This window comes from Aquidulcibacter sp. (assembly GCF_044346625.1).
Lineage (GTDB): Bacteria > Pseudomonadota > Alphaproteobacteria > Caulobacterales > Aquidulcibacteraceae > Aquidulcibacter.
The window spans coordinates 1-7189 of sequence record NZ_JBIIYV010000104.1 but is presented as its reverse complement, the minus strand read 5'-3'; the positions used below and the strand labels follow the sequence as shown (position 1 = coordinate 7189).

The following is a 7189-nucleotide window of genomic DNA, read 5'->3' as shown; positions in this document are numbered from 1 at the left end:
CATTCTACGCATCTCCCGTGCATTTGTCCGGACATTTACGACCCGCCTTCTAGCTGGAAAAGCGTTCGGGTGCCAAGAGGTTCATCAAAGCCTGATCCAGTGTTTTGCCAGATATAAGCTGGCATAAATAGGCGCCAATAGCGGGTGCCAGCAGCCACCCATTACGATAGGTCCCCGTCGCGAGATAAATGCCAGCCACGCCGCTCGCCCCCACCAGTGGCAGATGATCAGGCGTGTCCGGGCGCATCCCGGCCCAAGCCTCAACCACAGACTTCATGGCCAAGGACGGAAGAAGCGCCTTCGCTTCAGCCAACAAGGCCAAAACTGGATCGACATCGACACTTGGTACGGGGGCAGTATGAGGATCCGAGGTGGCACCAATGACCAAGCCACCGCCGCGTGACAACACATAGATCCGGCCCGCGCGCATGATTGGGCTTGCCAGTTCTGGATGTGCCACCCGTACCATCTGGCCTTTGACCGGCCTTAAGGCGTTCAACGTTGGGACTGACTGGCCAAAGCTTGAAGCGCCAAAGCCATTAGCGAGGATAATCGTTTCAGCTTCCAGGGTCCGACCATCCAACAGACCGAGCCGATGCGGGCCTATGGCTTCAGCTTGGCCGATTAGGAGGTCACCACCGAGTTCTCGGAACTGGTTCATCAAGCTTTTGAGGGCGGCGCGAGGGTCGAGCGAACGCTCACTTGGCGCTTGGAAAGCCGCCCGTGCCGTTATCCCGGCAGGAACAGGAATTGTTGCAACGTCCAAACCCAGCCCATTGGCGCGCTGCTGGAGGCCCAACAGGGCCTCTACCTCTTCTTGCGTGCGCGCCAAGAATAAGCTGGGTGCGTGTAAGTCGACGCCGCAGGTCCGCGCTAACCCTTGCCAATGTTCCGCGCTTTTCAGGGAAAACTGGACATAGAGGTCTAGGCAAGCTGGGTCTGCCGCCATTTCGTAAAGCGGGGCCAGCATGCCGCCAGAAGCCCAGCCCGCGCCGTGTGCACCAGAATCGACAAGTGCAACCCGATGGCCGTCCTTGAGTAGCGCGATACCCGCACAAAGACCGACTGGTCCACCACCCACAATCAAAATTGACGGATCACGCAACAGGGTCATGGGATCGGCTGTGTCATGGGGAAGGGTCAACCCTCAGCCAAAGAATGAAATCTAAAAAAGGCCCGCTGTGGCCTCGACTGCCCGAAAGGCAAAACTCGCATGGTACCGTGAAGTGGAATTGAACCGCTGACCTCCAGAGCCACAATCTGGCGCTCTAACCAACTGAGCTACCACGGCACACATGCGAGGGGGCGGGAGATATACTGTCCGCCCTTTTTCTTCAAGTCCCCTAGTGTTCAAATCCATGTTTTGCTTCAGCTTGCGCTAGATCAGATAGCCCAGTTTTTCGATCTGGACTCGGAGGATTTCTAGACGGTGAGGCGTAATAGGTACGTCTCTAAAGCGACTCGAATTGCGTAACTTTTTGGAATCTGTCCAGCGTGTCCAAAGGATCAACGCCTGCCGCGGGTCATAGCCTGCGGCAAGCAAGGTCGCCAATGCCGCGCGGTCCAGCGCCACGCCTTCGGTTTTGGTCCTTAAAGCCACAAGGCGCTGGCAGAACCAAGCCACAACTTGCGCGTCCGTCTCACACGTGGCGACAAAGCCGGTGGTCATCCAAACCTTGCCAGTCAAGAACACATCGGCACGCAAGCCTTCAGTATCGATCAATTCCAGCTTTAGTTCGGGCAGCGGCAAGCCTTGCGCGCGCCAGATGCGGTCGATCACCAATTTCAGCCGGGCGTAATCTGATCCAGTTTGGCCAGAATTAGGGCGGGCATGGGCTTTGCCCGTGAGGCTGGCAAAGGCAAGGGATACGCCAAGCAGCAAGGCGCGTCGGTTCAGACCGCCTCCCTCACCTAGCCCTGCAAGTCCAATTGACCTCTCAGCCCCGCCCACGCCGCCTCGCCCTCGTTTCTGCTTCAGCTAGGCCGCTACGCCTGCCAGATCAGCAAATCAAGCCTATCTGTCGCCTCAGGGTTTGGCCGGCATGACCTTCGTGTCTGGCTTGGCTGGCTTTTCCGGCAAGACCTGAATGCGGATCGTGTTTTGTGGCAACAGATAACGCTTGGCGATCTCGCGCAATTGCGCGGGTGTGATGGCCTGAAGGCGGGCTTCAGTTTGGGCTTCGCGGTCTAAGGCAAAGCCGCTTTGTGAACCGGGCAACTTGGGGACATCAAGTTCAGACAAGATGAAAGACCAGAAGCTGTTGCTCTGGCGTGTGCGGGCTCGACCCTTGACGGCCGGTTCGATTACCCGAGTAAGCTCATCTTGTGTGACTCCATTTTTCACCAAATCAGCGGCGATTCCGTCAATTATGGCCTCCACCGGCTTGACCTGATCAGGGGTGACAGACGCGTGTGCGTAAAAACGGCCAAGATCGGCGAAGTTTGAAAATGTCCAGCCTCCATCAGGTGAATAGGATTGGCCAGCAGCCTCGCGTACTTTTTCGGTCAAACGTAATTGTAGAATACTGGCCAGAACGTAAAATCGTTCCGCTTCGATTGGATCAATGCCGCCTTTGGTTCGCCAAGATACATGAATGATGGCTTGTTCAGCTGGCCCCTTATGCGTCAAGACTCGAGCAGGCTGGCCTGTTGGCATTGATCGGATCGTTGCTAATTGGGCGGTATTCAGAGGCAATCCGGCCCGCTTTGGCAAGGTTCCAAAAGTTTTCGCCACCGAAGCAACGACTGAATCAAACTCAGCATCGCCGACGACGACAACATGGATGGTGCCTTCTTCCCGTAAGCGCTTGAGATACGCCTTGCCCTTTTCATCATCGCTCGAGAGATAGCGCTGCAAGTTTGGTTCATCATAAGCGGGATTACCGGTCTCGAAATAGGTTGCCCCGAAGAACCCGAATACGCCCGATGCAGTCTGGTTGTACGAATCCCAACTTGTTTTAAGAGCGTCTCGCGCCAAACGCGCTGGCCGAGGCCCCATGCGCGGCTCGACAACTTGGCTCAACATGACCTGCAATTGCTCAGGCAAGTCTGCAATCGCAGGGCTTGCAGACATTTCTAGCGTGTCAGGATCGACCCGAACCGACGCCAGTGTCGTCGACCGGCCAGCAAACACGCTGATGGATTGATCCAAGGTCAAATCGCCAACACCATCGCCGCCCCACGCCGCATCAGCAAATCCGGACCAATGAGGATCGTCCTGCGGGAAAGCTAAATACCCCGAGTTAATGCCAACGCGGATGTTGGCACGGTCTTTGGTGTAATCGGTATGCATGAAAGATAGGCGCACACCATTCTCAAATGTCACTACCTTGGCTTTGGGATAAGTAAGCTCCTCTACCTTTTTGACCTTGCCTGCAGGTCCAAGATTGAGCTGCTTGAACTCGGCTTTCTTGACAGCTTCGCGTGTTGGCAATGGTGCTGCCATGGCGGCTTTCCAAGCATTTACAACCGCTGCCTCGCCGCCTTCCAAAGTCTTTTTACTCAACATTACTAGGGACGGTTCAGCGCCCTGCCACCAAGAAGCAAAGGCACGATTAACTGATTCTGGTGTTATTTCAGGTGTCCATCGTTCAAAGTTAGCTAGATTGTCTTGCGGACTAACCGTTACGGCATCTGAGGCAAGGCCACCGATCAATGAACTAGATATCCCCGTTGTCCTACGCGTGGGCTCTTCTTTAATCGCGCGCTCTAAGCGCAGCCTTCCTTCTTTGATCTCTTCTTCAATTTCCGTTGCGGTGAAGCCCGTTGTCACAGCTTGCCGCATTTCAATCACAACCGTTTTCAATGCTTCCTGCCAAGCATCTTCGCGCGGCATGACGGTGAGTGAGGCCGTTAGGCCGTTTTTAGAAACAGAGTTTTGATAGAATACGCCAAGAGTCGGCGGGTTATCGACGAGCTGTAGGCGCGCAAGCCGCCGCTGGAACACACCCTCTGCCACGGACTGCAAAAATGACCATTTGCGCTTTTCGCTTGTGTCCAGATCACCATAGTCGGTCTCATCTGGACGGGTAAGCGTGGCCATGACAACGATTGGCTGCTCTGGCTCAACAATAATCTTTGCCCGAATAGGCTCTTTAGTCCAGTGTCCGTTGTCTGGTTCGGGTGGCGCTTTTGCCGCTTTCGGCTTCCAATCCGAAAACTTCGCGGCAATGAGGGCCTTGGTGGCTTCTACATCCACATCGCCCGTAATGACCAAAATTGTGCGCTCTGGGCGATACCAGGTTTCGTAGAATTCGCGCACCTTGGCCGCCGTTGCTGATTCTACAATTTCCTTGATGCCAATTGGTTCGCGGAGCGTGGAGATATCTTTGGGACGCAAAAACTCGCCGACCTGACGCCCAATCCGCCGCCCCGGCCCATCGCCGTCATTCATCTCAGAGATAACCACGCCAATTTCCCGCTTGATCGCATCGTCCTTCAACAATAGACGGTCGGCCGTCTCGCGGAAGATCGACAGCGCTGTGTCCAATCGGCTGCCGTCAGCACTGGGGATATCCAGCTTATACATCGTCTCTTCTAGGTTCACATGCGCATTCACGTGGCTGCCAAAGCTTGCGCCCAAGCGCTCCATCGTTTTGGTCAGTTCGCCTTCTGGAATATTGGTGGAGCCGTTAAAGGCCATGTGCTCAATAAAGTGGGCAAAGCCGCGCTGATCATCGCGCTCATATTTTGAGCCCGCTTCTATGCGAAAGCGCAGAGAGACCTGCTTTTCCGGTAATTTATTGGGCCGGATCGCATAGCGCATGCCATTGGGCAACACGCCATAGATCACATCCTTGCTAGGCTTAAGGTCAGAGCCTTCCCAAGGCCAAACCGCGCCGGGCGGCGTGGCTGCTATCGGGCGGGTCTGGCTGATGGCTTGGGCTTCTGCCTGTTGCGGTAAAACGGGCAAAGCCATCAAAAATGAAAGACAAAAAAGCGAAGCGGTGCGAATAATGAAATGTTTAATCATGGCTTGATCCAACCACAGGTTAAACCCTTTGCCAAGGTGGCAGACACGCTAGATGACGAGGATCACAATCTTGTTTACAGTGCCTTCAACAACGACTTAGGGGGGCTAGGCGCATGCGAATCTCAACTCATTTTTGGCAGAAAATTGGCTCTTGCGCCTTGGCGGGCAGCCTTGCACTCGCCCCCCTTCAAAGCGCACAAGCCCAAACCACTGAGAACGCGGGTATTGTCCGTTCAGGCGACCGCATCGCCGGGCCAGTCTTTGCCACCAGAAGCCCCGCCTATGGTTTGAATGGTGCGGCGGCCACAGCCCATCCAATTGCAACCCAAATTGCCATCGACACACTCAAGCAGGGCGGAACCGCCGTAGATGCTGCGATTGCCGCCAATGCGGCCTTGGGCCTGCTGGAGCCAACTGGCAATGGCATTGGCGGCGACCTCTTCGCGCTGATCTGGGACCCGAAAACGCAAAAGCTCTATGGCATTAATGGATCAGGCCGCGCGCCCATCGGTATGAGCCTTGCTGATCGTGTCGCGCGCGAAGCCAAGATCAAAACCAGAGTCCCCGGCAGCAGGCCGTCATTTGGTAGCGTGACCGTCACCGTTCCCGGTGCCGTCGATGCTTGGTTCTCCATGCACAGCCGGTTCGGTAAGTTGCCCATGGCCAAGGTCTTGGCCCCAACCATTGCCTATGCCGAAGCTGGCACCCCCGTCCCGCCTGTGATTGCCTATTACATGGCAAACAACCTGAAGCGCCTCGATGAGCGCGCCAAGGCGGGTGAAGTTGAAGAGTTTGAGAATGCGCGCAAAACCTATTTTGCGAACGGCAGCGTCAAAGCCGGCGAGGTGTTCAAAAATCCGGATCTCGCAAAAACCCTCAACCTCATCGCGCGGGGTGGACGGGACGCTTATTATAAAGGCCCCATCGCTCAGACGATTGACGCTTATATGCGTCGCATTGATGGCCCTTTGCGGGCGAGCGATCTGGCGGCACACAAAAGTGAGTGGGTGGAGCCGATCTCGGTCAACTACCGAGGCTATGACGTCTGGCAATTACCGCCCAACAGCCAAGGTGTTACGACCTTACAAATGTTGGGCATCCTCAATCAGTTTGATTTAGCGGCAGCAGGATTTGGTACCGCTGAAAGCCTTCATTTGCAGATTGAGGCCAAGCGGCTTGCGTTTGAAGATCGGGCAAAGTTTCTAGCCGACCCCGCGTTTGCCAATGTGCCTACAGCGGGCCTGATCAGCCCGGCTTATCTAAAAGGCCGCGCGGCCCTGATTGACCCCAGCAAAGCCAAAGTCGAGGTAGCCGCAGGTGATCCGAGCCAGTTTGAAAAAGGCGACACAACCTTTCTGGTCACCTCTGACTCCAGCGGCATGATGGTCGCCCTGATCCAATCCAATTACCGCGGCATGGGCTCCGGCCTTGTTGCAGATGGCTTGGGATTCATGTTGCAGAATCGGGGCGAAGCCTTTGCTCTCGATCCTTCATTGCCCAACGTCTATGCCCCCGGCAAACGACCGTTCCACACGATTATTCCGGGGTTTGTAACCAAGGATAAGCAAGCCTTTATGGCTTTTGGCGTGATGGGTGGGGCCATGCAGCCGCAAGGCCAATCGCAAATCGTGATCAATATGATTGATTATGGCCTAGATGCTCAATCGGCCGGCGACGCGCCGCGCTGGCGGCACGAGGGCGGCTGTGAACCTGAAGGTGGCTGTAAGCCCGGACTTGGACGCGTCGCGCTTGAATCTGGTCATACAGAAACAGCCCGCGCGGGCCTTACCCAAAAAGGCTGGACTTTGATCGGGGCCGACGGTGACTTTGGTGGTTATCAAGCTATCAAACGCGACCCGAAAACAGGGGCCTATGAAGCTGCCACCGAGAGCCGCAAGGATGGCGTGGCCTTGGCCTATTAGGACAAAGTGCGCTTAGCGAGCGCCGAGCCCAGTGGCTTTGGTGCCCACGAAACATGTTGCACTTTCAATGCAAAAATGAATACTAGTGAGAAATGGCCTGCAAAGACAATTCAAGCCAACACAATCACCACACTTAGGGTTCGGAAGGCTCGACCACGGAACCTAGGGCCTGTTGACAAACTGGATTCCCAAATCAGTTGAATTCTGATTCAAGGTAGCTTTTGGGGAGGCTATCTTGGCGCGTTTGTTGATGGAAGATGGGGAATGGACGTTCTTTGAGCCGTTTTTGGTCGGC

Annotated in this window: 4 protein-coding genes and 1 tRNA gene; 1 reads left to right on the top strand and 4 read right to left on the bottom strand. The window is 55.4% G+C overall.

Translation table 11 applies throughout. The features are described from left to right. Window positions 1-49 precede the first annotated feature (49 nt). The 4 genes from ACIQ20_RS15180 to ACIQ20_RS15165 all read right to left on the bottom strand — a co-directional run bounded on the left by ACIQ20_RS15180 (window position 50) and on the right by ACIQ20_RS15165 (window position 4972). Window positions 50-1144 carry an NAD(P)/FAD-dependent oxidoreductase gene (locus ACIQ20_RS15180; RefSeq protein ID WP_395781759.1) on the bottom strand — a complete coding sequence of 365 codons (1095 nt, stop codon included), beginning with the start codon at window positions 1142-1144 and terminating at the stop codon, window positions 50-52. A 70-nt stretch (window positions 1145-1214) separates the two neighbouring features. After that, window positions 1215-1291 (bottom strand) — tRNA-His (locus ACIQ20_RS15175). 87 nt (window positions 1292-1378) lie between these two features. Next, a complete protein-coding gene (locus tag ACIQ20_RS15170; RefSeq protein WP_395781757.1) occupies window positions 1379-1951 on the bottom strand; it encodes a hypothetical protein in 573 nt (190 codons plus the stop codon). Between the two features lie 75 nt (window positions 1952-2026). Continuing rightward, entirely contained in the window at window positions 2027-4972 is a 2946-nt protein-coding gene (locus tag ACIQ20_RS15165; protein ID WP_395781755.1) for a M16 family metallopeptidase, read from the bottom strand. Between the two features lie 113 nt (window positions 4973-5085). Between ACIQ20_RS15165 and ACIQ20_RS15160 the strand changes: the two genes are divergently transcribed. Then, entirely contained in the window at window positions 5086-6894 is a 1809-nt protein-coding gene (locus ACIQ20_RS15160; protein ID WP_395781753.1) for a gamma-glutamyltransferase family protein, read from the top strand. The last annotated feature ends 295 nt before the right edge of the window (window positions 6895-7189 follow it).

Coding starts and splice junctions, on each gene's coding strand:
- ACIQ20_RS15160 (WP_395781753.1), top strand. CDS start 5,086: ATGCGAATCTCAACTCATTTTTGGCAGAAAATTGGCTCTTGCGCCTTG.
- ACIQ20_RS15165 (WP_395781755.1), bottom strand. CDS start 4,972: ATGATTAAACATTTCATTATTCGCACCGCTTCGCTTTTTTGTCTTTCA.